Source organism: Pseudomonas sp. BP11-1-1, assembly GCF_052112105.1.
Taxonomy (GTDB): domain Bacteria; phylum Pseudomonadota; class Gammaproteobacteria; order Pseudomonadales; family Pseudomonadaceae; genus Aquipseudomonas; species Aquipseudomonas alvandae.
This window is the reverse complement of record NZ_JAUTYU010000027.1, coordinates 34,778-56,429: the sequence shown is the minus strand read 5'-3', so window position 1 is coordinate 56,429 and position 21,652 is coordinate 34,778. Positions and strand designations below refer to the sequence as shown.

The window sequence follows — 21,652 nt, the reverse complement described above, 5'->3', positions numbered from 1 at the left end:
GAGTTCGAACATGTCTTCTGCCATCGATAACGCGTACGTCGAGAAGGGCGCCGCTGCCGTGGGCGCTCATCTGTTGCGGGACGTCAGTCTGCCGGCATTGGTGCTGCACCGCGAGGCGCTGGAGCACAACATTCGCTGGATGCAGGCGTTTGTCAGTGACAGCGGCGCCGAGCTGGCGCCCCACGGCAAGACCAGCATGACGCCGGCGCTGTTCCGCCGCCAGCTCGAAGCCGGTGCCTGGGGCCTGACCCTCGCCACGGCGGTGCAGACCCGTGCTGCTTACGCCCATGGCGTGCGGCGGGTGCTGATGGCCAATCAACTGGTCGGCAAACCCAACATGGCATTGATTGCCGATCTGCTGGCCGACCCGGCGTTCGAATTCCATTGCATGGTCGATCATCCGGACAATGTCGCTGACCTGGGCGCTTATTTCGCCTCTCGCGGCGTGCGGCTCAATGTGATGATCGAGTACGGCATCGTCGGCGGTCGTTGCGGTTGCCGAACCGAAGCCGAGGTGCTGGCGTTGGCCGAGGCCATCGGCGCGCAACCGGCGCTGGCCTTGACCGGCATCGAAGGCTACGAAGGGGTGATTCACGGCGACCACGCCATCAGCGGCATTCGCCAATTCGCCGCGTCGCTGGTGGGGCTGGCCGTGCAGTTGCAGGACAGCGGCGCGTTTGCCATCGCCAAGCCGATCATCACCGCCTCGGGTTCGGCCTGGTACGACCTGATTGCCGAATCCTTCGAAGCCCGGAATGCCCAAGGGCGTTTCCTCAGTGTGCTGCGCCCCGGCAGTTATGTGGCCCACGACCATGGCATCTACAAGGAAGCCCAGTGCTGCGTACTGGAACGGCGCAGCGACTTGCACGAAGGCCTGCGCCCGGCCCTGGAAGTCTGGGCCCACGTGCAGTCGATGCCGGAGCCGGGCTTCGCGGTGATCGCCCTGGGCAAGCGCGACGTGGCCTATGACGCCGGGCTGCCGGTGCCGCTCAAGCGCTACAAAGCAGAGGCTGATTCGGTGACGGGTGACGATGTCAGCGCTTGCAAGGTGACGGCGGTGATGGACCAGCATGCGTTCATGACGGTGGCGCCGGGGGTCGAGCTGCGGGTGGGGGACATCATTGCGTTCGGGACTTCCCACCCGTGCCTGACATTCGACAAGTGGCGGGTGGGGTGCCTGGTGGATGAGGGGTTGCGGGTGGTTGAGCTTATGGAGACCTGCTTTTAGGCCTTGAGACCGAGTCGCGGCTATCGCGAGCAAGCTCGTTCCCACATTGGATTTGTTGTGAATACAAAACCTGTGTTCACCACGATCCCTGTGGGAGCGAGCTTGCTCGCGATAGCGGCCTGCAATACACCGGCGAACCATCAGGATCATCCATGAGCAATTCCAGACCCCGCATCGCCCTGATCGGCGAATGCATGATCGAACTGCAACACCGCGCCGACGGCAGTCTGGTGCAGAGCTTCGGTGGCGACACCCTGAACACAGCGGTGTATCTGTCCCGCGCGTTGGGCGAGAAGGGCGTGGTGGATTACGTCACCGCCCTGGGCGACGACTCTTTCAGCGACGCCATGTGCCGCAGCTGGGCCGAAGAAAACATCGGCCTGGACAGGGTCCAGCGTTTGCCCGGACGCCTGCCGGGCCTGTACTGCATCCAGACCGACGCGGCCGGCGAGCGGCGTTTTCTGTACTGGCGCAACGAGGCCGCGGTGCGCGAGTGCTTCACCACGCCGGCCGCCGCGCCGATCCTGGAAGCCTTGCCGGACTATGACGTGCTGTATTTCAGCGGTATCACCCTGGCGGTGATTGGCGAGCAGGGCCGGCGCAAACTCATCGAAACCTTGATCGAGGCGCGGCGACGCGGTGCCCAGGTGGTGTTCGACAACAACTACCGGCCACGGCTCTGGGCTTCGGTCGAGACCGCCCGGGCGGCTTACCGCAGCGTGTTGCCCCACGTCGAGCTGGCGTTGCTGACCGTGGAGGACGAACAGGCGCTGTTCGGTCATGCCGACAGCGAGGCGGTGTTCGCGGCCTATGGGCAACTCGGTACGCCGGAGGTGGTGCTCAAGCGTGGCGCCGAGGCCTGCCTGATCCGTTGTGATGGACAGTTCTATGAGGTGCCAGCCCAACGGGTTGAGCGCGTGGTGGATACGACAGCGGCGGGAGACTCGTTCAGCGCCGCCTACCTGGCGAGTCGTTTACTGGGCGGTAGCCCGGCGGAGGCGGCCGAGGCCGGGCATTGGCTGGCGAGTCGGGTGATTCAGGTGCCGGGGGCGTTGATACCCAAGTAGCGACATTTTTGGAAGTGCTGTCTTTGTGGCGAGGGGATTTATCCCCGCTGGGCTGCGAAGCAGCCCTAAAACAGTGGACGCAATCTTCCTGGCACACCGAGCTGCCGAACTTGGGGCTGCTGCGCAGCCCAGCGGGGATAAATCCCCTCGCCACAGGAGCCGCTTCGGGGCCGGCATCCCTCAATCCCGGTAGAACACCTGCACCAGGTGATACCCGAACTTGCTCTTGATCGGCCCATGCACCACCCGCAGCGGTTTCTTGAAGATCACCGCATCGATGGCGCCGACCATTTGCCCGGGGCGCACTTCACCCAGGTCCCCGCCGCGCTTGCCGGAGGGGCACGTGGAGTATTTCTTCGCCAACACGTCGAAGGCTTCGCCCTTGGCGATGCGTTGCTTGAGCTGTTCGGCTTCTTCGGCGGTTTTCACCAGGATATGGCGGGCTTGGGCTTTCATTGCGGCACAGACCTGAACGGGGCAAAAGGGCGGCGATTATGCCTCAAGTCAGTGGTCATGGTTGATCATCGTTCGAATCTTGTTCGCCAGCAAATCCAGGGTAAAAGGCTTGGCGACCATGTCCATGCCCTGGTCCAGGAACCCTTGGCGCTCGGTGGCCTTCTGCGCGTAACCGGTCATGAACAGCACTTTCAGATCGGGCCGGTGCTGACGGGCAATCTCCGCCAGTTGGCGGCCGTTCATGCCCGGCAGGCCGACGTCGGTCACCAGCAAGTCGATGCGTTGCCCGGACTCCAGCAATACCAGGGCCCGCTTGGCGTCCTCGGCTTCGAGAGCGGTGTAGCCCAGGGTGGCGAGTAGATCGAGCACCAGCATGCGCACCGCCGGTTCGTCCTCCACCAGCAACACGGTTTCTCCGGCGATGGCCGCCGGTGCGTCGGTGACTGACGGTTCTGTAGGCTGCTCCGCCGGCGTGACATGCAAGCGCGGCAGGTACAACTGCACCCGGGTGCCTTGGCCCGGCACGCTGTCCAGGCTCAGGTGGCCGCCGGACTGCTGGGCAAAGCCATAAATCATCGACAACCCGAGACCGGTGCCCTGGCCGATGGGCTTGGTGGTGAAGAATGGATCGAAGGCTTTTGCCAGCACGGCGGGGGTCATGCCGCTGCCGTTGTCGCGCACCGCGATCATCACGTAGTCGCCAGCCTTCACCGGTTCCAGCGTGCTGATGTCGCTGCCGTCGAGGTAGACGTTGGCGGTTTCGATGGTCAACTCGCCACCGTCGGGCATCGCGTCCCGGGCATTGATCACCAGGTTGAGCAGGGCGTTTTCCAACTGGCTGGCGTCGGTGCTCACGGGCCATAGCTCGCCGGCCAATTGCAGCCGTAGCACGATGTGGTCGCCGGTGGTGCGGCTCAGCAGGTCTTCGAGCGAGCGCACCAGCGTGTTGGCATCCAGTGGCTTGCGATCCAGCGACTGGCGTCGGGAGAAGGCCAGCAAGCGATGGGTGAGGGCGGCGGCGCGGTTGGCCGATGAAATGGCCGCTTCGGTAAAACGACCGATCTCGGCGGCACGACCGGCGGCGATGTAGCGTTGCATCAGGTCGAGGCTGCCGAGGATGCCGGTGAGCATGTTGTTGAAGTCATGGGCGATGCCGCCGGTGAGCTGGCCCACCGCTTCCATTTTCTGCGCATGGCGCAGCGCTTCCTCGGCCCGCTCGCGCTCGAACATCTCGCTTTGCAAGCGGTGGTTGGCCTCGGCGAGTTGCTGGGTGCGGGCGATTACCCGCTCCTCCAGCGTTTCGTTGAGGTTGCGCAGGGCTTCCTCGGTTTTCTTGCGCTCGGTCTCGTCGATTACAAAGATGTAGAAGCCATTCACCGACCCGTCACCGCCCCGGCGCGGCAGGTAGTTGATCAGCGCATGACGCGGCCGCCCGTCGCGGTGGGCCGACTCAGCGGTGAAGCTGCACGGCTTGCCTGCCAGGGCGTCGGCGATCTGTACGGCGCGGGCGGCGTAGGCTTCCTCGCCGATGACTTCGCGAACGGTCTTGCCGTAAAGCTCCTGCGGGGTCAGGCCATACCAGTTCAGGTAGGCACTGTTGTTCAGCCGGAAACGTTCTTCGCGGTCGACATAACTGATGAGTATCGGCATCGCGTTGATGATCAGTTGCAGCTCGGTCTGGCTCTGGCGCAGGGCGTGTTCGGTGCGTTTGCGCTCGGTCAGGTCCAGGGCCGCGCCGAGAAAGCGCTTGGGCCGGCCATGGCGGTCCTTGTAGCAGCGCCCGCGCACGAATACCCAGCGCAACTCGCCGTTGGGCTGCAGCAGGCGATACTCCTCGGCGTATTCGGTGCCATGGGTGATGCAATGCTTGATGCTGCGTGCGACCATCGCCCGGTCTTCGGGGTGGACGCCTTCGAGATAGGCGCTGATGGGCAACTGGCGCGACAGGTTCGGGTCGACGCCATGGAGCAGGGCGAAATGCGCGTCGGCAATGAAGCGATCCTCGCTGATGTCCCAATCCCAGGTGCCCAGCGCATCGGTGGCCGCCAGGGCCAGTTGCAGGCGTTCTTCGCTTTCCTGCTGGGCCTTGAGGCTGGCTTCGGAGCGCCGTTCGAATTCCTGGGCCAGGCGTCGCCGTTCGCTGGTCTCGATGGCAGTGACCAGGATGCCGGCCACGCTGCCACGTTCGTCGTGCACGGGGCTGTAGGTCAGGTCCAGCCAGACATCACAGAGGCGGCCGCCAAACGGCATGCGCCAGCGCTGGTCGCGGCAGGTGCGCATGCGGCCTTGCAACACGCCGTGATAAATCCTTTCGGTTTCGCCCCGTAGCTCCGGCCAGGCCGTGTGGGTGGGCAGGCCGAACGCCCTGGGGTGCTTGTCGCCGACCAGGCGGGCGTAGGCGTCGTTGTACAGATGGATCAGCTGCGGCCCCCACAGCACCGCCATCGGCATGGGCGAATGGAGCACGATGTCCACGGCGGTGCGCAGGCTCTGGGGCCAGGTTTCGCTGGCGCCCAGCGGGCTGGTGGTCCAGTCCAGGCGGGCGATCAACTGCTGTGTGTCGCTGCTGGCGGGTATTGCGTTCATCACGGGAGTCCCTGGATGTCATGTCGATGCTGCGGCTTCTACTATCCTCTGAAGAAGTTAAGCGCGGGTTGATCTGAAGTTTTTCTGGCTCGGGTCAGCGTGTCCATTGAAGTTCGCGGATGTTTTTATGGCCATGGAAATTGATCCTTTGTTACGAATCCTGGCAAGCCAGGACGGCTCCGACCTCTATATGTCCACCGGCGCGCCGCCCTGCGCGCGTTTCGAAGGTGTGCTCAAGCCGCTGAGCAACCAGGCGTTCAAGGTCGGCGACATCGCCGGGCTTGCCGAGTCATTGATGGACGCCGAACAGCGCCTTGAGTTCGATCGGGAACTGGAAATGAACCTGGCGATTTCCCTGGCCGGCGTCGGACGGTTCCGCGTCAACATCTTCAAGCAGCGCAATGACGTGTCCATGGTCATACGTAACGTCAAGCTGGACATTCCGCGCTTCGAAGACCTGAAACTGCCCAAGGTGCTGCTTGAGACCATCATGCACAAGCAAGGGTTGATGCTGTTCGTCGGCGCCACGGGTTCGGGCAAATCGACGTCGCTGGCGGCGCTGATCGATTACCGCAACCGCAACAGCAGCGGCCACATCATCACCATCGAGGACCCGGTGGAATATATTCACCGGCACAAGAAATCCATCGTCAACCAGCGGGAAGTGGGCGTGGATACCCGCAGCTTCCACGCCGCCCTCAAGAACACCTTGCGCCAGGCGCCGGATGTGGTGCTGATCGGCGAAATTCGCGACCGTGAAACCATGGAACATGCCCTGGCCTTCGCCGACACCGGCCATCTGGTGATCTCCACCTTGCATGCCCACAATGCCAACCAGGCCCTGGACCGGGTGATCAATTTTTTTCCGGAGGAACGCCGGGCGCAACTGCTTCACGACCTGGGCAACAACCTCAAGGCCTTCGTCTCCCAGCGCCTGGTACGCACCCGCACCGGCCAGCGGCGGGCGGCGGTGGAAGTCATGCTCGGTTCGCCCACGGTGGCCGACCTGATCCGGCGCAACGAGCTGGGTGAGCTCAAGGGCATCATGGAGAAATCCGAAGAACTGGGCATGCAGACGTTTGACCAGGCGTTGTTCAACCTGGTGGTGGAAGGGGCGATCGATGAAGAAGAAGCGTTGAAAAACGCCGATTCGGCGAACAATTTGCGCTTGCGCCTGAAGTTGCATGCGGAGTCGGGCGCGGCGCCACCGGCTGAGCCGCCTGCGGGCGGGGAATGGGGGCTTATGGACTGATCGTCGGGCCCCACTGTGGCGAGGGGATTTATCCCCTCGCCACATACTTGGAATGTGCGATCAGCTCGCCAGCTCCACCCGCCCACGAAACTGCTCCAGCGCCTCGGGATTGGCCAGTGCATCGGTGTTCTTCACCGCCTCGCCATGCACCACGTTGCGCACTGCCAGCTCCACCACCTTGCCGCTGATGGTCCGCGGAATATCGCTGACCGCGAGGATCTTCGCTGGCACATGACGCGGTGTGGTGTTGGCGCGGATGACCTGGCGAATCTTCTGCTCCAGTTCGTCATCCAGCGCCACGCCTTCGCGCAGGCGCACGAACAGCACCACCCGCACATCCCCTTGCCATTGCTGGCCGATGGCGACGCTGTCGAGGACCTCTGCGACTTTTTCCACCTGCTGATAGATTTCCGCTGTGCCGATGCGCACCCCTCCAGGGTTGAGCACCGCGTCGGAGCGTCCGTGGATCAGCAGGCCGCCGTGGGGCAGTTCTTCGGCGTAATCCCCTTGGGCCCAGACGCCGGGGAACTGGCTGAAATAGGAGGCGCGAAGCTTTTCCTGGTGGGGATCGTTCCACAGCCCGATGGGCATCGCCGGGAAATGCCGGGTGCAGACCAGTTCGCCTTTTTCTCCCACCACCGCCTCGCCGGCTTCGTTCCAGACCTGCACCGCCATGCCCAGGCTCTTGCCCTGCATTTCGCCCCGGCGCACGGGGGCCAGCGGGTTGCCGTTGACGAAGCACGACACGATGTCGGTGCCGCCGGACATCGAGGCCAGGCACACGTCGGCCTTGAAGTCGCGGTAGACATAATCGTAACTGTGGGGCGCCAAGGCCGAGCCGGTGGACAGGATGGTCCTGAGGCTGCCCAGGTCGTGGGTCTGGCGTGGCTTGATGCCCTGGCTTTCCAGGGCGGCCAGGTATTTGGGGCTGGTGCCGAACACGCTGACGTGTTGCCGGTCGATCAGGTCGAGCAGGCGTTCGGGGCCGGGGTGGAACGGCGAGCCGTCATACAGCACCACCGCGCTGCCCATGGCCAGCGCCGACACCAGCCAGTTCCACATCATCCAGCCGCAAGTGGTGTAGTAAAACAGCCGGTCTTCGGGGCCCAGGTCCACGTGCAAACCGTGTTCCTTGGCATGTTGCAGCAGCACGCCGCCGGTGCCGTGGACGATGCACTTCGGCACGCCGGTGGTGCCACTGGAATACAGGATGTACAGCGGGTGATCGAACGGCACGGGTGTGAACACCTGCTCGCCGCCCCGTTGGTAGAAACCGTTCCACAGCGCCACGCGGGCCGGGGTCTTGAAGTCTTCGACGCGGGCATCGGGCTGGGCGTAGGGCAGCACGATCAATTGTCGCAGCGACGGTAGTCGTTCGAGGATTTCGTTGACCTTGGGCCGCTGGTCGATGGTTTTGCCGGCGTAGCGATAACCGGCGCAGGTGATCAGCACCTTGGGTTCGATCTGGCCGAACCGGTCGATTACGCCCTGGGTGCCGAAGTCCGGCGACGAGCACGACCAGATGGCGCCCAGGCTGGTGGTGGCGAGCATGCCCACCAACGTTTGCCAGGTGTTGGGCATGCAGGCGGCGACCCGATCGCCCTGGGTCACGCCGGCGGCTTTCAGGCTCTGTTGCAGGCCGGCGACATGGGCGGCGAGATCGGCCCAGGTCAGCTGCTCTTTGTCGCCGTTTTCACTGACGGCTACCACCGCCACGGCACTGTCGCGGCGGCGCAGCAGGTGTTCGGCAAAATTCAGCGTCGCCCCAGGAAACCAGCGGGCGCTGGGCATTTGCGGACCTTCTTCGAGCACCGCACTAGGCGCTTGCTGGAAGCGAATCTCGAAGAAGTCGACGATGGCCAGCCAGAAGGCTTCGCGCTGCTCGATGCTCCAGGCGTGCAGGGTTGGGTAGTCGTTGAGTTGCAGCAAGTACCGTTCGTTGACGAACCGGCGAAAGGCGTCCATTCGCGACTGGGCGATGCGTTCGGGGCTGGGTTGCCAGAGGATGTCGGACATGGTTTGCCTCTTGTCTTATGTATACACAAACTATAGAGCGACCCAATCTTGTGGCGAGGGGATTTATCCCCGCTGGCCGCGAAGCGGCCCAAAACAGAGTATGCGTTGCGCCAGGCAGATTGAGCTGTCGGCAATCGGGGCCGCTTCGCAGCCCAGCGGGGATAAATCCCCTCGCCACAGAGGGATTGGGAGGGGGTTATTGAGCCAACCACCCGCCATCAATATTCCACGCCGCGCCGCGCACCTGGCTCCCGGCTTCGCTGCAGAGGAACAGCACCAGTTCACCCAGTTGCGGCGGGGTGACGAATTCCAGGGACGGTTGCTTCTCGGCCAGCAGATCATGCTGGGCCTGTTGCGGCTCTACACCCGTGGCGATGCGGTCGTCGATCTGCTTCTGCACCAGCGGCGTCAGTACCCAGCCCGGGCAGATCGCGTTGCAGGTGACGTTGCTGGTGGCGGTTTCCAGGCCGACCACTTTGGTCAGGCCGATCACCCCATGCTTGGCCGCGACGTACGCCGCCTTGCCCACGGAACCGACCTGGCCGTGCACCGAGGCGATGTTGACGATCCGTCCCCAGCCCTTGGCGCGCATGCCCGGCAGGCTCAGGCGGGTAGCGTGGAACACCGAGGACAGGTTGATGGCGATGATCGAATCCCAGCGCTCCACCGGAAAATCCTCCACGGCGGCCACATGCTGGATGCCGGCGTTGTTCACCAAAATGTCGACGCCGCCAAATTCGCGCTCGGCGTAGGCGAACATGTCGGCGATCTGCGCCGGGTCGCTGACGTCGGCCGGATGATGGCCAACTTTTACACCGTGTTGCGCGACTTCGGCGATGACCGCCGATGCATCGCCAAAGCCGTTGAGGATCAGGTTGGCGCCGGCCTTGGCCAGGCTCAGGGCGATGCCCAGGCCGATGCCGCTGGTGGAGCCGGTGACCAGGGCGGTCTTGCCCGCAAGAGTGGTTGTCATAGGGAACCTCACACAATGCCAGTGGCGTAGAACACACCGATCACGAAGAACACCGCGAGGGTCTTGATCAGCGTAATGCAGAAAATGTCTTTGTAGGCTTCGCGGTGGGTCAGCCCGGTCACCGCCAGCAAGGTGATCACCGCGCCGTTGTGGGGCAGGGTGTCCATGCCGCCGCTGGCCATGGCGGCCACCCGGTGCAGCACTTCCAGCGGGATGTTGGCGGCATTGGCAGCGTTGATGAAGGTTTGCGACATCGCCGCCAGGGCGATGCTCATGCCACCCGATGCGGAGCCGGTAATGCCCGCCAGCAGCGTCACGGTCACGGCTTCGTTGACCAGCGGATTAGGGATGCTCTTGAGCCAGTCGGCCAGTACCAGGAAGCCCGGCAAGGAGGCGATCACCGCACCGAAACCGTATTCCGAGGCGGTGTTCATCGCCGCGAGCAACGCACCGCCCACCGCGCTCTTGCTGCCTTCGGCGAGTTTGCTGCGAATGGCCCGGAAACCGAACAGCAGCACCATGACGATGCCCACCAGCAAGGCCGCTTGCACGGCCCAGATCGCGGTGAGCTTGGCGACGTCGCTGGTCACCGGTGCCGCCATGCCCGGCAACGCCAGGCTATGGGTCTTGCCGTACCACTGGGGAATCCACTGGGTGAACAGCAGGTTCATGATCCCCACCGCCAGCAGCGGCGAGACGGCGATCCAGGGATTGGGCAGCTTGATGTCTTCGGCGGTCTCCGGCTCGTTGCGCAGCTCGGTGCCGTAGCCTTCGCCCAGGCGCAGGGCCTTGTTGCGTTGGCGCTGCAAGAACAGCATGCCGATGCTGAACACGAACAGCGTACCGATCACCCCCAGCCACGGTGCCGCCCAGGCGGTGGTGTTGAAGAAGGTACTCGGGATGATGTTCTGGATCTGCGGCGTGCCGGGCAAAGCGTCCATGGTGAACGAGAAGGCGCCGAGGGCGATGGTGGCCGGGATCAGTCGCTTGGGGATATTGCTCTGGCGGAACATCTCGGCCGCGAACGGGTACACCGCGAAGACCACGACGAACAGCGACACGCCGCCATAAGTGAGCAGCGCGCAGACCAGCACGATCACCAACATGGCCTGGCGTGTGCCCAAGAGGCGAATCGCCGCCGCGACGATGGAGCGGGAGAAACCCGACAGCTCGATCAGCTTGCCGAACACCGCGCCGAGCAGGAACACCGGGAAATAGAGTTTGATGAAGCCGACCATCTTGTCCATGAACACCCCGGTGAACGCGGGGGCGACGGCGGACGGATCGGTGAGCAGGACCGCGCCGAGGGCGGCGATGGGGGCGAAGAGGATAACGCTGTAGCCACGGTAGGCGGCAACCATCAGCAGCGTGAGGGCTGCCAAGGCAATGATCACACTCATGGTGTGTCTCCTGGATTGTTATTTTTGTGGGGTGATGCGTGGGGAGGGCTATAGCGAGTTTTGTGCCAGGTGGGTAAGCGGCTGAAATATAAGGGTTTTATCTGTGTTGATAGAGGTGGGTTGAAAGATTTGTCTCTGATTGGAGATTTTTAGGGGCTGGGCTGGCCTCATCGCGAGCAAGCTCGCTCCCACAGGTTGACCCGGTATTCCAGGAGAACCCCGTCCCCTGTGGGAGCGAGCTTGCTCGCGATGAGCGCAAAGCGCTCCAAATTAGAAGTCTATTTATAGAGAATTGAGTCTCTTTATTGAGACTCTGCAATCCCCAACGCCACCATCTTCTTGTACAGCGTCGACCTGCCCAGCCCCAACCGCTCGGCAGCCTCGATTACCCGCCCATCGCATTGCGCGAGGGTGGTTTCGATCAGATGTCGATCGAATCGGGCCCGGGCCTGGCTGAAGGTTTCCTGGGGCAACGGCTCCAGGCTGGGGATCGTCGCCCGCACGACCGGAGTGAAAGTCCCAATGGCGGCGCGAATGTCGGTGGCGGTGAGCACCAGGTCGTCACTGAGCAGGGCCGCGCGTTCCAGCACGTTGCGCAATTCCCGGATGTTGCCCGGCCACGCATGCTGGCCCAGCAGGTCGAGGGCGTCGCGGTGCAATTCGTGCTGGCTGCGCAATTCTTCGAGGATCGCCTCGCTCAGGGCGGGCAGGTCATCCAGGCGTTCGCGCAGCGGTGGGACCTGGATCGGCAATACGTTGAGGCGGTAATACAGATCCGCACGGAATTCGCCGCGCTTGATCGCGGCTTCCAGGTCGGTGGAGGTTGCGGCGATCACCCGGACGTCGCTTTGCAGCACCTCGTTGGAGCCGACCGGTTCGTATTCTTTTTCCTGCAACACGCGCAGCAGTTTGCTTTGCAAGGGCAGCGGCATATCGCCGATTTCGTCGAGGAACAGCGTCCCGCCCTGGGCGATTTGCAGTTTGCCAGCGCGGCCCTTGCGGTCGGCGCCGGTGAAAGCGCCGGGCGCGGTGCCGAAGAACTCGGCTTCCAGCAAAGATTCCGGTATCGCGGCGCTGTTGATGCTGACGAAGGCCTTGTGGGTCCGCGGCGAGGCACTGTGGATTGCCTGGGCCAGCAACTCCTTGCCGGTGCCGGTTTCACCGAGCAGCAGCACCGGCGAATCGGTGCTGGCGCTGCGTCGGGCGCGGCGCTTGACTTCAAGGCCGGCGCTGCTGGTGCCAATGAAATGAGCAAAGTTGTACTTGGTCTGCCGCGCCCGCAGCAGCGAGCGGGTGGAGGCCAGCTCCTCCTGCATGCTCAAGTAGCGCTTGAGCATCGGCGACAGGCTGCGCAATTCGTCGAACAAGGCAAAGCCGATGGCGCCGATCACCGCGCCGGCATTGTCATGGATCGGCAGGCGCATCACCACCAGCGGTTCCTTGGGGGTGTCCTGCATGTCCAGCAGGATCGGCCGCCCGGTGCGCACCACCTCACGCAACAGGCTGCCCGGGATGACGCTTTCGCACGCCCGCCCAATGGCCTCCTGCGCCGAATTCAGGCCGAAGCGACGGGCATAGCGTTCGTTCATCCAGACGATATTGGCGTCACGGTCGACGATCACCGTGCCTTCACTGGACTGCTCGATGATCTCGAACAACGAGCGGATCGCCAGCGTGCGCACGCGCTTGTAATCCTTGAGGCTTTCGGTGGGGTTCATCGGCCATTTCCAGGGAAGGCAGGCTTGCGGTAGGAAGCCGGTCGTTTGGCGGCATTATGCCGAGGCACGAAGGTTGATCAACACTCCCTTCTGAATCGTCGTGGTGAGGTGATCTATAAACTTGTACAGTTTAGCGACTCTGTACATAAAAAATGCGAACGGGCCATGAACAAGTTCAATCCTCGGAAGCTCAAGCTTTCCAAGTGGACGGCGTGCGAGCCGGTCAATCGGGAGAAGCATTTTCTCGTCATCCAATTGCTTTGCGACGATCAGGGAGCACCGATCCAGGTCGAGTTGCAGGCTGTTCACAGCGCACGCAGCGAGCTTTTGGACTGGCAGGCGCTACGGGACAGCAGGCGTTGGAAGATGGGCTGGAGCTGATGACCGAACTGCGCGAAAGGAAAAATTCTTTAACTTGTACAGAAATATAAAACTGTACAAGTTTTGTTGGATGATGGCTTAATGCTGCCCAGTCAACGTCTCGGGGAGCGGTACCATGTTCATTCGCACTCGCAAGCATCAGGACGCTTTGCAACACATCCAGGCCAGGCAGGCGATTCTTGAAGCGGAGCGGGTGGCGCTCCATGACGCCATGGCGATGGTCGAGTTCAGCGCAACGGGCGAGGTGCTTGGCGCCAGTGCGCTTTTTCTGAAAATGACCGGTTATTCTCTCGACGAGATCGTGGGCCAGCATCATTCCATGTTCTACGAACCTGCCTACGCCCGCAGCCAGGAAAACGCAGCGTTGTGGCAGCAGTTGGGGCGTGGCGAAAGCGCCGAGGCGCAGTTTCTGCACCGGCGGCGCGAGGGCGATGGGATCTGGGTGGAGGCCAGCTATGTAGCGGTGCGCGGTCAGGGCTCAGGCATTCAAAGCGTTATCCAGATAGTGCGCGACCGCCACGAGCGCGTGCTGCGCGCCCAGGCCGAGTCCAGTGTCATGCAGGCGATCGACCGTTCCATGGCGGTCATCGAGTTCGACCTGGGCGGTACCGTAGTGCGGGCCAACGACAATTTCCTCAAGGTCATGGGGTATCGACGCGAAGACGTGCTCGGCCAGCACCACCGCCTGTTCTGCAAGCCCAACGAAGTGCAGGACGAAGCCTATCGCGGCTTTTGGGCCGCGCTGAACCGTGGCCAATACATGAGCGGGCTGTTCCAGCGCGTCGATAAACGAGGCGCGACGGTCTGGCTGCAAGCAACGTACAACCCGCTCTACGACGCCAATGGCCGCTTGTATGGCGTGGTCAAGTTCGCCACCGACAGCACTCGCGAGGTCGAGCAGCGCCAGACTGAATCAAAAGCGGCGCGACTGGCCTTCGAAACATCGCGAAAAACCGATGAGCACACGCAGATGGGCACCTCGGTTGTCCAGCAAACCGTAACGGTGGTGCAGAGCATTGCCGATGAACTGCAGCAGGTCGCCCTGGGCATTGGTGCCTTGAGTGCCCAGTCCGAAGAAATCGGCAGCATCGTCGACGCCATCCGCGGGATCGCGGAGCAGACCAACCTGCTGGCGCTCAATGCCGCCATCGAAGCAGCCCGGGCCGGGGAGCAGGGGCGTGGTTTCGCGGTGGTCGCCGATGAGGTGCGCAACCTTGCGCGCCGCACCAGCCAGGCCACCGTGGCCATCTCCGACGTGGTCGGCAAGAACCGCGAGCTGGCCAGGCAGGCGGTGACCAGCATGCAATCCAGTACGCTCAAGGCAGAGCAAGGCGTGAAGCTGGCGAACCAGGCAGGCACGGTGATCCTGGACATTCACCGCGGCGCGCAGCAGGTGGTCGAGGTGATTGGCGAGTTTGCACAAGCCATGGATCAGCGAGGCGACGCCTGATCGCGTCAGGCTGACCCCGGATGCGCCGCCGCCAACAACTCCTTGGTATACGGATGCTGGGGTGAGTCGAACACGTCATGGCTGGCGCCTTGTTCGACCACCTTGCCGTCCTTGATCACGAGCATGTCGTGGGCCAGGGCGCGCACCACCGCCAGGTCGTGGCTGATGAACAGGTAAGTCAGGCCGTGCTTTTGCTGAAGGTCGCGGAGCAGGGCGACCACTTGTTTCTGCACAGTGCGGTCGAGGGCTGAGGTGGGTTCGTCCAGCAGGATCAACGCTGGCTTGAGCACCAGCGCCCGGGCGATGGCGATGCGCTGGCGCTGGCCGCCGGAAAACTCGTGGGGATAGCGATGCCGGCTCTGTGGATCGAGGCCGACTTCCTTGAGTGCCTGGATCACCCGCGCTTCGCACTGCGCGGCGCTGGAGGGGCTATGGACTTCCAGGCCTTCGCTGATGATCTGTTGCACCGACATGCGCGGGCTGAGGCTGCCGAACGGGTCCTGGAAAACGATTTGCATCTGTTTGCGCCAGGGCCGCAGTTCCTTGTGCGACAGATGATCAAGCGCATGGCCCTGGAAACGGATGCTGCCTTCGGATTCGATCAGCCGCAGGATCGCCTGGCCGAGCGTGGATTTGCCGGAGCCGGACTCGCCGACGATGCCCAGGGTCTTGCCGCGCTGGATGCTCAGGCTGATGCCGTCCACGGCGCGCAGATATTCCTTGCGCCGGAACAACCCACCGCCGAGGGGGAAGCTGACCCGCAGGTCCTCGACCTGCAGGACTTCTTCGCGTTCATCCCGGGGCAGGGCTTCGCCTTCCGGTTCGGCATGCAGCAACTCGCAGCTATAGGGGTGTTTCGGTGCGCTGAACAGCGTCTCGCACGGCGCCTGCTCGACGATTTCCCCGGCCTTCATCACGCACACCCGTTGGGCGATGCTGCGTACCAGGTTGAGGTCGTGGCTGATCAGCAGCAGGGACATGCCAAGGCGCTGCTGCAGCGACTTGAGCAGCAGCAGGATCTTGCGCTGCACGGTCACGTCGAGGGCGGTGGTCGGTTCGTCGGCGATCAGCAGTTCCGGCTCGCAAGCCAGGGCCATGGCGATCATCACGCGTTGGCGCTGGCCGCCGGAAAGCTGATGCGGATAGGCCTTGAGGCGTTCGGCGGGTTTCTGGATGCCGACCAGGGCCAGCAGTTCCAGGATGCGCTGGCGCGCGGCCTTGCCACCCAGGCCTCGATGCAGCATCAGGGTTTCGCCGATCTGCTTTTCGACGCTGTGCAGCGGGTTCAGCGAGGTCATCGGCTCCTGGAAGATCATGGCGATCCGGTTGCCGCGCAGTTCGCGCAGGATCTTGGCCTCGGCACCCACCAGTTCCTCGCCGCGATAGCGGATGCTGCCGGTGGTGCGCGTGCCGGTTTCCGGCAGCAGTTGCAGGATCGAGTGCGCCGTGACCGACTTGCCGGAACCCGACTCGCCCACCAGGGCCAGGCATTCGCCGGGGCGAATGTCCAGGCACAGGTTGCGCACCACCGTCTGGTCGTTGAAGGCCACGCTCAGGTCGCGAATTTCGATCAGGTTGTCGCTCATCTCAAGGTTCCGCTTCATGATCGTGGGTCAAGACCGAGGGTCAAACGCGTCTCGCAACGCTTCACCGATAAACACCAGCAGGGAAAGAATCAGCGCCAAGGTGAAAAACGCCGTCAGTCCCAGCCACGGCGCCTGCAGGTTCTGCTTGCCCTGGGCGATCAGCTCACCCAGGGATGCGCTGCCGGCCGGCATGCCGAAACCGAGGAAATCCAGGGCCGTCAGGGTGGAAATCGCCCCGGTGAGGATGAACGGCAGGTAGCTCAGGGTGGCGTTCATCGCGTTGGGCAGGATATGCCGAACGATGACTTTGCGGTCTGACAAGCCCAAAGCCCTGGCGGCCTTGACGTATTCGAGGTTGCGCCCGCGCAGGAACTCGGCGCGTACCACATCCACCAGGGCCAGCCAGGAAAACAGCGCCATGATCCCCAGCAGCCACCAGAAATTCGGCTCGACGAAACCGGACAGGATGATCAGCAGATAGAGCACTGGCAGCCCGGACCAGACTTCCAGCAGGCGTTGCCCAAGCAGGTCCACCCAGCCGCCGTAATAACCTTGCAAGGCCCCGGCGGCGATGCCGATCAACGCGCTGATGGCGGTCAAGGCCAGGGCAAACAGGATCGACACCCGCGCGCCGAAGATGACCCGCGCCAGGACGTCCCGCGCCTGGTCGTCGGTGCCCAGCCAGTTGACGCTCGACGGAGGGCTTGGCGCCGGTTGGTTGAGGTCGTAGTTGGGCGTGTCATCGCTGAACGGGATGGGCGGAAACAGCAGCCAGCCGCCGCCCTTGTGAATCAGGTCCTGGACATAACTGCTGCGATAGTCGGCCTGGAACGGCAACTGGCCGCCAAACTCCTGTTCGGTGTGGCGCTTGAACACCGGGAAGTACAGCGAGTCCTGGTAGCTCACCACCAGGGGTTTGTCGTTGGCGATCAGTTCACCGCCCAACGTCAGGATGAACAGACCGATGAACAACCACAGCGACCACCAGCCGCGACGGTTCTTCTTGAAGCGCTCGAACCGGCGGCGGCCCAAGGGGGAAAGCTTGAACATCAGGCGTTCCTCGCGGCGAAGTCGATGCGCGGGTCCACCAGGGTGTAGCAGAGGTCGCCGATGAGTTTGATCAGCAGGCCGAACAGCGTAAAGATGAACAGCGAGCCGAACACCACCGGATAGTCCCGGGACACGGCGGCTTCATAGCTCATGCGGCCCAGGCCGTCGAGGGAGAAGATCACCTCGATCAGCAACGAGCCGGCAAAGAACACGCTGATGAATGCCTGGGGAATGCCCGACACCACCAGCAGCATCGCGTTGCGGAACACGTGGCCGTACAGCACCCGGCGTTCGCTCATGCCCTTGGCCCGCGCGGTGACTACGTATTGCCGGGTGATTTCGTTGAGGAACGAGTTCTTGGTCAGGATCGTCAGGGTGGCGAAGCCGCCGATCACCAACGACGTGACCGGCAGCACCAGGTGCCAGAAGTAATCGGCGATCTTGCCCAGGGTCGACAGGGATTCAAAGTTGTCCGAGACCAGGCCGCGCACCGGGAACCAGTTGAGCGAAGTGCCGCCGGCGAACACCACGATCAGGAACATCGCGAACAGGAACGCCGGCATGGCGTAGCCGATGATGATCGCGGTGCTGCTCCACACATCGAAGGCCGAACCGTGGTGCACCGCTTTGCGAATGCCCAGGGGGATCGACACCAGGTAGGTGATCAATGTCGCCCAGAGCCCGAGGGAAATCGTCACCGGCATTTTTTCCAGGATCAGGTCGGTGACCGTGGCGCCGCGGAAAAAGCTCTTGCCGAAGTCCAGGCGGGCGTAGCTGGTGAGCATCAGCCACAGGCGCTCGTGGGCGGGTTTGTCGAAGCCGTACTGTTTCTCGATGTCCTTGATCAGTTGCGGGTCCAGCCCACGGCTGGCGCGGGAGCTGCCGGTCATGGCATCGCCCGAACTGCCGACGCCGGCCCCGCCGATGCCCTGCAGGTGAGCGATCGCCTGTTCCACCGGTCCGCCCGGCGCGGCCTGGACGATGACGAAGTTCACCAGCAGGATAATCACCAGCGTGGGAATGATCAGCAGCAGGCGCCGCGCAATGTAAGTCCACATCAGTGATGCCCTCCAGGCGAGCCGCGCTTGATGCGTTCGGCGGTCATCTGCTCGTTGGTCAGCGGCGTGGTGCTGACTTCCCACCAGCTCTCGATGGCTTCGTCATTGCTCGCCTGGACTTTCGGCATGCCGAAGCGATTCCACCACACGGTGGAGCTGCCGGGTGGGTAATAGTTGGGAATCCAGTAGTAATTCCATTGCAGCACCCGGTCCAGCGCATGGGCATGGCGGAGCATATCGCCCTGGGTGGTGGCCTTGACCAGGCCGTCGATGAGGGCATCCACGGCGGGGTTCTGCAAGACCATGTAGTTGTTCGCGCCGGGGTCGGTGGCCGCCGCCGAGCCAAAGTAGTTGTAGAGTTCCGTGCCCGGCGAAGTGCTGACGGGGTAGCCAGTGATGATCATGTCGTAGTCGCGGCTCATCAGGCGGTTGACGTACTGGGACGAGTCGATGCGCCGGATGTTCATGTCGATGCCGATCTGCGCCAGGGTCCGCTTATAGGGGAGCAGGAGGCGATCGATACCGTTCTGGGTCACCAGGAAAGTGAAGCTCAGGGCCTCGCCTTCGGCATTCACCAGGCGATCGCCGTCAGGTTTCCAGCCGGCCTGTTCCAGCAGTGCCAGGGCTTGCAGTTGCTTGTCACGGATGATGCCGCTGCCGTCGGTTTTCGGCGCCTCGAAGACCTGGTTGAAGACCTCCTCGGGTACCTTGCCGCGCAACGGTTCCAGAATTGCCAGTTCGCCTGCATCGGGCAGTTGCCGGGCGGCGAGGTCGGTGTTGGAGAAATAGCTCTGTTGACGCACGTAGAGGTTGCGCATCATCTGGCGATTGCTCCACTCGAAATCCCAGAGCATGGCCAGCGCCTGGCGTACGCGGCGGTCCTGGAATTGTGGTCGTTGCAGATTGAACACGAAACCTTGGGCCGGCTGGGGCGCCTCGGTGGCGAGGTGGGCCTTTTGCAGGCGACCGTCGCGCAGGGCGGGGCTGTCGTAGCCAATGGAATAGCCGGTGGCGGAGAACTCACGGTTGTAGTCGTACGCGCCGCCGCGCAGGACTTGCCGGGCCACGTCGGTGTCCCCGAAGTACTCGATGCTGAAGTGGTCGAAATTATAGAGGCCGCGGCTGACCGGCAGGTCCTTGCCCCACCAGTCGGCGTTGCGCTCGAAGGTGATGCTGCGGCCCGAGTCGACCTTGCTCACCCGGTATGGACCGCTGCCCAGGGGCGGCTCGTAGCCGCCGCCGTTGGCGAAGTCGCGGGTTTTCCACCAGTGCTCGGGGAAAACCGGCAGGGTGGCGATGTCCAGAGGCAGGGTGCGGCTTTCATTGTTCTTGAAGTCGAAGCGAACGGTGCGTTCCGACTCCACCTCGACACCTTTGACGGCGGCGAATTGGGTGCGATAGCGCAGGCTGCCCTGGGTCATCAGCAGGTCGAAGCTGTAGCGCACGTCTTGCGCGGTGATGGGCTTGCCGTCGGCAAAACGTGCTTTGGGATTCAGGTAGAAACGCAGGGACAGGCCGTCCTCGGCGCGTTCCATTTTCTCGGCAACCAGGCCGTAGACGGTATAGGGCTCGTCCAGCGAGCGCTGGGCCAGTGGCGAATAGAGCATGCCATCGACCTGGCTGACGCCGATGCCTTTGTCGATATAGGGCAGTACATGGTCGAAATGGCCGATCTCCATGGCTGAGCGGCGCATCGTGCCACCCTTGGGGGCCTGGGGATTGGCATAGGCAAAGTGGCCGAAGCCTTCGGCGTACTTGGCTGGTTCGCCATAGACGGTCAGGGCATGTTGGGGGGTGGCATTCACCGTTGCAGCACCTGTCAGCAGGAGCGCGGCGGTGAGCAGCCAAGAGGGAAACGCCAGTCGCATTGTCAGCCTTAACGCCGGGTGATCGATGACCACGATTTCTACGCGAGCGACGTGCCGAGCGCCAGCCCCTCGCATGACCCAAACATGACGGCCCACCAAAAGGCGGGCCGTCATGTCGATAGACCGGGATCAGTCCTGGCGGCTGGTCACTTCCAGCAGGTGATAGCCGAACTGGGTCTTGACCGGGCCCTGGACCACATTGATCGGAGCGCTGAAGACCACGGTGTCAAATTCCTTGACCATCTGGCCTGGACCGAAGGAACCCAGGTCACCGCCCTGGCGGCTGGACGGGCATGACGAGTTGGCTTTGGCGACTTCGGCGAAATCGGCGCCAGCTTCGATCTGTGTCTTGAGTTCGTTGCACTTGTCTTCGCTGGAAACCAAGATGTGGCGGGCAGTGGCTTTGGCCATGGGAAAAATCCTTTCAATGTCTTTAAAAGTGCTCAGCCTACCGGAATTGGTATGGGTTTGTTGTCAAAAATGCGTCAAAGCCCGACGATTCGCAGGCGCTCGGCGTGCCTCAGGTAGAGCGCCACCGGATCGGTTCCCTTGCACCGTTCGCCGCCGACCGATTGGTTGATCGCGTCCAAGTGGTCCATGGGGTAATCGGAGCGAATGACCTTGCCTAGATGCGAGCTGTAGCGCCCGACGATGCCATCGTTCTGCCCAGCCTCGGTAATGAAATATTCGGAGAAGGCCTGGCAGAAACCGTGCGCGGTATCCGCGGCGTTATCCGCGGTGTCTCGCACCGTCCCGCTCCACGAGTAATAACGCACGCCGTTGACCTCTTGCGGGCCGTTGCCTCCCCAGCTACGGGGCAGGCCCTGAGGGTATTTGTCATTGAACGCGCCCACGCCTTCGGTGGTCAGCGCTGCCAGTGCCGCGATGGCATGTTGCGGGAGCTGTGCCTGGCCGCTGAGCGATGAAATGAAGTCGGCAAAAAGCGTCGCGACCCGACTCGCGACATGCTCCGGCAGACGGCCTGGGGTCAACGCCTTGCGCAGGAAGTCCGCCAGTTCCGAACCCTGATTGGGCCCGTTGACCGAAGTGACCGAGGCGACAAGGTCCGGTGCCATCGCCGCAGCATAGCGGGCGGCCAGCGCGCCTTGGCCGTGACCGATCAGGTTGACCCTGGGGGCACCGGTCCCATCAAGGACCCGCTCAATCTGCGCCAGTAACTGCTCGCCACGGGCCTCATTGCAGTGCGTGACTGATACGTACGGGATGAACACTCGGGCACCGGCCGTACGTAGGGCTTCTTTGATGTCACGGAAAAGTTCGGATTGCCCAACCTTTTCGAACCCGAACAAACCATGGACCAATAAGATGGGAAAGCGCGTAGTTGCATTCCGTTGCATGTTCATACCTTTTTCGAAGAGGTTCATGTTGTGTTGCCAGCGCCACTCTAATCGAGGCGATGAGCGGGCGGTGTAGGACAAGACCGCTGCGAGCTGCGGAAACCGGAATAAAGAACGCGAGAAGTTTCTTGCGAGGCGGGATGATGCCTAGGACCAAGCGATGCGTCTGATAGCGAGCGCACTTCAAAGCTACAACCTCAGTTGC

17 protein-coding genes and 1 pseudogene are annotated in these 21,652 nt (G+C 62.8%); 6 read left to right on the top strand and 12 right to left on the bottom strand.

Annotated elements, in window-relative coordinates; genetic code table 11:
* The first annotated feature begins 10 nt into the window (after positions 1 to 10).
* On the top strand, positions 11 to 1,228 hold the full coding sequence (locus Q7C33_RS27440; RefSeq protein WP_407684478.1) for an amino acid deaminase: 1,218 nt from the start codon (positions 11 to 13) through the stop codon (positions 1,226 to 1,228).
* Positions 1,229 to 1,380: 152 nt separating this feature from the next.
* Positions 1,381 to 2,295 (top strand): sugar kinase, encoded by a 915-nt coding sequence (locus tag Q7C33_RS27435; protein ID WP_030141400.1) that lies wholly within the window; start codon positions 1,381 to 1,383, stop codon positions 2,293 to 2,295.
* Positions 2,296 to 2,475: 180 nt separating this feature from the next.
* Here the strand turns inward: Q7C33_RS27435 and Q7C33_RS27430 are convergent, their stop codons facing one another.
* Positions 2,476 to 2,751 carry a peptidylprolyl isomerase gene (locus Q7C33_RS27430; RefSeq protein ID WP_019690952.1) on the bottom strand — a complete coding sequence of 92 codons (276 nt, stop codon included), beginning with the start codon at positions 2,749 to 2,751 and terminating at the stop codon, positions 2,476 to 2,478.
* A gap of 48 nt (positions 2,752 to 2,799) precedes the next feature.
* The gene (locus tag Q7C33_RS27425) at positions 2,800 to 5,337 is read right to left on the bottom strand and encodes a PAS domain-containing protein (RefSeq protein ID WP_217859863.1); all 2,538 of its coding nucleotides are present in this window, start codon (positions 5,335 to 5,337) and stop codon (positions 2,800 to 2,802) included.
* 133 nt (positions 5,338 to 5,470) lie between these two features.
* On the opposite strand from Q7C33_RS27425, the gene Q7C33_RS27420 reads away from it, so the two are divergent.
* Complete coding sequence (locus tag Q7C33_RS27420; RefSeq protein ID WP_323154017.1) at positions 5,471 to 6,589, top strand: PilT/PilU family type 4a pilus ATPase; 1,119 nt, start codon at positions 5,471 to 5,473, stop codon at positions 6,587 to 6,589.
* Positions 6,590 to 6,649: 60 nt separating this feature from the next.
* On the opposite strand, the gene Q7C33_RS27415 is transcribed toward Q7C33_RS27420, so the two are convergent.
* From Q7C33_RS27415 to Q7C33_RS27400, 4 genes are all read right to left on the bottom strand, one after another.
* Positions 6,650 to 8,605: an acetoacetate--CoA ligase gene (locus tag Q7C33_RS27415; protein ID WP_407684477.1), complete on the bottom strand. Its 1,956-nt coding sequence runs from the start codon at positions 8,603 to 8,605 to the stop codon at positions 6,650 to 6,652.
* A 196-nt stretch (positions 8,606 to 8,801) separates the two neighbouring features.
* Positions 8,802 to 9,578: a 3-hydroxybutyrate dehydrogenase gene (hbdH, locus tag Q7C33_RS27410; protein WP_407684476.1), complete on the bottom strand. Its 777-nt coding sequence runs from the start codon at positions 9,576 to 9,578 to the stop codon at positions 8,802 to 8,804.
* A gap of 8 nt (positions 9,579 to 9,586) precedes the next feature.
* The gene (locus tag Q7C33_RS27405) at positions 9,587 to 10,978 is read right to left on the bottom strand and encodes a GntP family permease (RefSeq protein WP_030141405.1); all 1,392 of its coding nucleotides are present in this window, start codon (positions 10,976 to 10,978) and stop codon (positions 9,587 to 9,589) included.
* 302 nt (positions 10,979 to 11,280) lie between these two features.
* Positions 11,281 to 12,696 carry a sigma-54 interaction domain-containing protein gene (locus Q7C33_RS27400; RefSeq protein WP_407684475.1) on the bottom strand — a complete coding sequence of 472 codons (1,416 nt, stop codon included), beginning with the start codon at positions 12,694 to 12,696 and terminating at the stop codon, positions 11,281 to 11,283.
* A gap of 165 nt (positions 12,697 to 12,861) precedes the next feature.
* Between Q7C33_RS27400 and Q7C33_RS27395 the strand changes: the two genes are divergently transcribed.
* From Q7C33_RS27395 to Q7C33_RS27385, 3 genes and pseudogenes are all read left to right on the top strand, one after another.
* The gene (locus tag Q7C33_RS27395) at positions 12,862 to 13,077 is read left to right on the top strand and encodes a TIGR02450 family Trp-rich protein (RefSeq protein WP_030140546.1); all 216 of its coding nucleotides are present in this window, start codon (positions 12,862 to 12,864) and stop codon (positions 13,075 to 13,077) included.
* Positions 13,078 to 13,192: 115 nt separating this feature from the next.
* Positions 13,193 to 13,972, top strand: a pseudogene (locus Q7C33_RS27390) (PAS domain-containing protein); the annotation flags it as partial.
* A gap of 75 nt (positions 13,973 to 14,047) precedes the next feature.
* Positions 14,048 to 14,527, top strand: a complete 480-nt coding sequence (locus Q7C33_RS27385) for a methyl-accepting chemotaxis protein (RefSeq protein ID WP_407684480.1) — start codon at positions 14,048 to 14,050, stop codon at positions 14,525 to 14,527.
* Between the two features lie 5 nt (positions 14,528 to 14,532).
* On the opposite strand, the gene Q7C33_RS27380 is transcribed toward Q7C33_RS27385, so the two are convergent.
* From Q7C33_RS27380 to Q7C33_RS27355, 6 genes are all read right to left on the bottom strand, one after another.
* A complete protein-coding gene (locus tag Q7C33_RS27380; RefSeq protein ID WP_407684474.1) occupies positions 14,533 to 16,113 on the bottom strand; it encodes an ABC transporter ATP-binding protein in 1,581 nt (526 codons plus the stop codon).
* A gap of 27 nt (positions 16,114 to 16,140) precedes the next feature.
* Positions 16,141 to 17,163, bottom strand: a complete 1,023-nt coding sequence (locus Q7C33_RS27375) for an ABC transporter permease (RefSeq protein WP_198795723.1) — start codon at positions 17,161 to 17,163, stop codon at positions 16,141 to 16,143.
* Entirely contained in the window at positions 17,163 to 18,221 is a 1,059-nt protein-coding gene (locus Q7C33_RS27370; RefSeq protein ID WP_030140550.1) for a microcin C ABC transporter permease YejB, read from the bottom strand. Before Q7C33_RS27370 ends, Q7C33_RS27375 begins: the two co-directional genes overlap by 1 nt.
* On the bottom strand, positions 18,221 to 20,089 hold the full coding sequence (locus tag Q7C33_RS27365; RefSeq protein WP_217862064.1) for an extracellular solute-binding protein: 1,869 nt from the start codon (positions 20,087 to 20,089) through the stop codon (positions 18,221 to 18,223). Before Q7C33_RS27365 ends, Q7C33_RS27370 begins: the two co-directional genes overlap by 1 nt.
* 129 nt (positions 20,090 to 20,218) lie before the next feature.
* The gene (locus Q7C33_RS27360; RefSeq protein ID WP_258647868.1) at positions 20,219 to 20,500 is read right to left on the bottom strand and encodes a peptidylprolyl isomerase; all 282 of its coding nucleotides are present in this window, start codon (positions 20,498 to 20,500) and stop codon (positions 20,219 to 20,221) included.
* A gap of 74 nt (positions 20,501 to 20,574) precedes the next feature.
* Entirely contained in the window at positions 20,575 to 21,447 is an 873-nt protein-coding gene (locus Q7C33_RS27355) for an esterase/lipase family protein (RefSeq protein ID WP_323153983.1), read from the bottom strand.
* Between the last annotated feature and the right edge of the window lie 205 nt (positions 21,448 to 21,652).

Excerpts from the sequence above, each read along its gene's own strand:
- Q7C33_RS27440 (WP_407684478.1), top strand. The coding sequence starts at position 11 with ATGTCTTCTGCCATCGATAACGCGTACGTCGAGAAGGGCGCCGCTGCC.
- Q7C33_RS27405 (WP_030141405.1), bottom strand. The coding sequence starts at position 10,978 with ATGAGTGTGATCATTGCCTTGGCAGCCCTCACGCTGCTGATGGTTGCC.
- Q7C33_RS27400 (WP_407684475.1), bottom strand. The coding sequence starts at position 12,696 with ATGAACCCCACCGAAAGCCTCAAGGATTACAAGCGCGTGCGCACGCTG.
- Q7C33_RS27420 (WP_323154017.1), top strand. The coding sequence starts at position 5,471 with ATGGAAATTGATCCTTTGTTACGAATCCTGGCAAGCCAGGACGGCTCC.
- Q7C33_RS27365 (WP_217862064.1), bottom strand. The coding sequence starts at position 20,089 with ATGCGACTGGCGTTTCCCTCTTGGCTGCTCACCGCCGCGCTCCTGCTG.
- Q7C33_RS27395 (WP_030140546.1), top strand. The coding sequence starts at position 12,862 with ATGAACAAGTTCAATCCTCGGAAGCTCAAGCTTTCCAAGTGGACGGCG.
- Q7C33_RS27415 (WP_407684477.1), bottom strand. The coding sequence starts at position 8,605 with ATGTCCGACATCCTCTGGCAACCCAGCCCCGAACGCATCGCCCAGTCG.
- Q7C33_RS27375 (WP_198795723.1), bottom strand. The coding sequence starts at position 17,163 with ATGTTCAAGCTTTCCCCCTTGGGCCGCCGCCGGTTCGAGCGCTTCAAG.
- Q7C33_RS27425 (WP_217859863.1), bottom strand. The coding sequence starts at position 5,337 with ATGAACGCAATACCCGCCAGCAGCGACACACAGCAGTTGATCGCCCGC.
- Q7C33_RS27435 (WP_030141400.1), top strand. The coding sequence starts at position 1,381 with ATGAGCAATTCCAGACCCCGCATCGCCCTGATCGGCGAATGCATGATC.
- Q7C33_RS27360 (WP_258647868.1), bottom strand. The coding sequence starts at position 20,500 with ATGGCCAAAGCCACTGCCCGCCACATCTTGGTTTCCAGCGAAGACAAG.
- Q7C33_RS27380 (WP_407684474.1), bottom strand. The coding sequence starts at position 16,113 with ATGAGCGACAACCTGATCGAAATTCGCGACCTGAGCGTGGCCTTCAAC.
- Q7C33_RS27355 (WP_323153983.1), bottom strand. The coding sequence starts at position 21,447 with ATGCAACGGAATGCAACTACGCGCTTTCCCATCTTATTGGTCCATGGT.
- Q7C33_RS27385 (WP_407684480.1), top strand. The coding sequence starts at position 14,048 with ATGGGCACCTCGGTTGTCCAGCAAACCGTAACGGTGGTGCAGAGCATT.
- hbdH (WP_407684476.1), bottom strand. The coding sequence starts at position 9,578 with ATGACAACCACTCTTGCGGGCAAGACCGCCCTGGTCACCGGCTCCACC.
- Q7C33_RS27430 (WP_019690952.1), bottom strand. The coding sequence starts at position 2,751 with ATGAAAGCCCAAGCCCGCCATATCCTGGTGAAAACCGCCGAAGAAGCC.
- Q7C33_RS27370 (WP_030140550.1), bottom strand. The coding sequence starts at position 18,221 with ATGTGGACTTACATTGCGCGGCGCCTGCTGCTGATCATTCCCACGCTG.